Origin of the sequence: Methanobrevibacter oralis, assembly GCF_001639275.1 — an archaeon.
Lineage (GTDB): Archaea > Methanobacteriota > Methanobacteria > Methanobacteriales > Methanobacteriaceae > Methanocatella > Methanocatella oralis.
In genome coordinates this window covers 1-3726 of record NZ_LWMU01000110.1, presented here as the reverse complement: position 1 = coordinate 3726, position 3726 = coordinate 1, and the positions used below count along the sequence as shown (strand labels likewise).

Annotated in this window: 1 pseudogene; it reads right to left on the bottom strand. The window is 26.4% G+C overall.

Going from position 1 to position 3726, the window contains the following annotated elements:
- Positions 1-3726 (bottom strand): annotated as a pseudogene (locus MBORA_RS10890) (hypothetical protein); the annotation flags it as partial.

Genomic DNA, 3726 nt, shown 5'->3' with positions numbered 1-3726 from the left:
ATTAGCTGATTTTAGTGTTCCGTTTATGCTAGACATTGTAAACTGTCTTGGATATAGTTGTCCTGTATAATCTGTTATATTTTCACCATCGCTAACTTTAAAAGCTAAAATAATGTTTTTTGATAAAGCACTTTGGTTTAGTGTTAATATTAACCAGGTTTCAGGATTTGTATCAACATTAGCTACTTTATAAGTAGGTTTGGAATTATTTCCCCACCAATTGTTATTTAAGCAAATATTAGAGTTACTGTATTTTTCGGTTGATATTGTTCCATCAGCAAAGTAAGAGTTTATTACAGTTAAATTATAAAGACTTGTTGACTTTATTAGGTCAGATACATTTTTAATAAATGATGAACTAATTGTTAGATTTCCCCGTTGATTATTCAGGATACTATCTAAATTTAAGAAAGAGGTATTGTAAATTTTAATATTTGAAGATACATGTTCACATATAGCAGAGTTATCCATAGTATAAATGCCTGGTCCTGTATATTTGGCATTATGACCGTCTATTGTTGTATTTATTAGTATTATGCTTCCACTTGTTCCAATACTTATGACGAGTGCAGGATTGTCAGCATATGTGTCGCCAGGATTAATAAGTTCTAGTGGAGTTTTCCCTGTTCTAAATATTTTAGAATTAATAATGCTTATATTACCAAGACCTCCGATTACAAGTCTGTTTCCAGCCCAACCATTTGTACGCATGGAATCCTGTATAGTGGAATTGTAAATGTTTAAAATACCTTCATTGTAAATATCAGCAAAAAATTTTGCATGATTTGCAATAAATGATGAATTGTCAATGATTGTTATACCTGTATTGTATATTGATCCTCCGTAACTTGAATCACCATTATTATAAAAAATAGAATTAACAATGTTTAACTTACCTTTGTTATTAATTGCACCACCATTTAATCCACGATTTTTTGTAAATTTAACACTATCAATCATTACATTAGCACCATTTTCAATATTAACTGCAGATTTTTGAGTATTTGAAGATTTAAAATTGTAGTTAATTTCGCTTATGCTCATGTTAACTAATTTTAAAAATCCATTACCTGCATGCAATACTGTTATAAACCAGTTATTTTTAGTATTATTTCCTGTGATGATTGTTTTGTCTATTCCTTCACCAATAATTGTGATATTTAAAGAATCAAAAAGAGTAATATTGTTATTGAATTTACCAGTATAATTACCTTCTAAAACTTTGATAATAATTACTTTTGACTCGTTATATCCATTGTTTAATGCATTTTCAATGGTTTTGTAAGGATTTTCATATGAACCATTTCCGTTTTCATCATCTCCTCTACTATCAGAAACATATAAAGTAATATTTTCTTTTAATGGACTAAGCATTACATTAACAGTAGCATTGTTATAAATAGTGTTGTTTGTTTCGTAGTTATATGAACCACTTAAAGTATAATTGCCGTCTTTTGTAAATCCTAAATAATTTAATTTAGCTACACCATTTACAACTTCTGCAACTCCCATATAAGAACCATTTAAATAAAATGTAATATTTCCTCCTCCAATAATTGCTCCACTAGGATGAGTAATATTAACGGTTACAATATTTTGTAAAGAATTGGTGATTAAATTATTGAAACTTACAGTAATATTGTTTAATTTTCCATTAATACTGTCTGCTCCCCTATTTTGGATAAATATATCATTATAATTTTTTGCACTGTTATTTTCAAAAATAATATCTTCAATATTAATTTCTGAAGCTGGATAATAATAACCAGAAGGTAATATACTAATAGAATCACAATTATTTAATGCGGTATTATTAATAAATTTAGCACCTTTAATTGTTCCTGTCGTAATAGCTAAATTGGCGCCATCTGAATTTATATAATTATTTTTAAATGTAATATTTTCAATTATTATTTCGGGGGTTAAATATACATGATGATAACTTGTGATATACTTTGATACATTATTTCCTATAAAAGTTTCATTTATTGAGGTTATTTTATTTGCAAGAATGTATACAAAGAAACCTGAATAATCATCAGTAATTGTATTATTGATATAATTATTATTTAATAATAATATTTTTTTTCCAATTATTCGAATGTATTGATTGAGGCCTTTGCTAAAAGTATTGTTAATAATAGTAGTATTTTCAATTTTTATTATATCTTTATTCTCAGAGGTAGCTATAGTCATAAAAATAGAATTAACAATATTACAATTTTTAAATTCTGAATTATAAATTTCTGCATTTACTAGATTTAATTCACCACTATTGATATATGTTAAATTATTGAAAATTACTTTTGTTTTATCATCCCAATGTGTATATAATGAAGAAACATTTTCAATAATCGAATCATAAATTTTTAACATATATGCATTGATAACATATCCACTTGTATTTCTTAGGGTCATGTTTGTTAAAGTCACACTTAGATATTTGCCAAAGGTAAAAATAGTATTATTATATTCTGCATCTATTATAGTGTTTCTATAGGATTCTCCTATAATAGTTAACGCACCCACTTTTGAATAAGATAATTCTTTGTTGTCACTTCCAGTGTAAATTCCATCCTTCATATAAATAGTTAAATCAATCGTATTTTCAAATCCATAATCTAATGCATGTCTAAGTGTTTTAAATGGATTGTTTTTACTTCCATTACCACTTGTATCATTACCATCATTGGATACCCATAATTCTAGAGGATTATGGTTAAAATCAACATGAACTGTTGCATTTTTTACATTAACTTCAGAAGGTCTTTCAAAATAATAATAAGATCCATTTAGTATATAATCTCCATTATCTAATAATTTATACACATTTATTGAAACAATACCATTATTTACCTTACCAGAACCAACATCTTCACCATTAATTAAGAAATGAACTTTTCCATGTGCAGTGCTTACACTATTGTTTTTATCATCTGTTACATCACAATATAATGTAAATTCAGTTCCATTAACGGTTTTATTTCTAAACTTTAAATATGCATTAAATTCAGTTAGGCAATATATTATGGCATCACTAGAAGTACAGTTTAAAAATATATTATTTTGAAGATATGCATTTGAAATACATACTATTCCTCCATTTTCACTTCCAGTATAATTACAATTAATAAATGTATTATTAATTACTTTTCGTTTACTATATTCTGATCTTAATTCAAATGTTCCAGAGTTATATGATCCAAACATGTTTTCAAATCTATTTCCAATAATATTTGCACTAGCATGTTCTATTAAAAATGAAGGTAATTCATATAATTCAGTTGTTGAATTTATAAATGTTGAATTTATAACATTTACTGTAATATATTCCTGACTTACACAATAGAAATCAGCATACGCTTCAACACCATAATTATTTTTAAATACAGAATTTATAATTTTTAAATCATTCATATACCATGCATATATTGTTGATGAAATAGTAGCATAATTACTATCAAAAGTACAATTATCTATGGTTAAATTTCCAGAAGTAGTTATAGCTGATCCAGTTTCTGCTTTTCCATGTGTAAATGTAATGTTTATCAAAGTTACAATAGAATCGGCACTAATTGATTTAAAAATACATGTTTCATCATTTCCATCGAGTATAGTTTGCCCATTACTTGCACCAATAATAGTCAAACTACCATTATAATTCTTATGAGCTAAATTAATACTTAAATCAGTATTATTTTCCCCAGTAAATCTCCCAGCACTTAA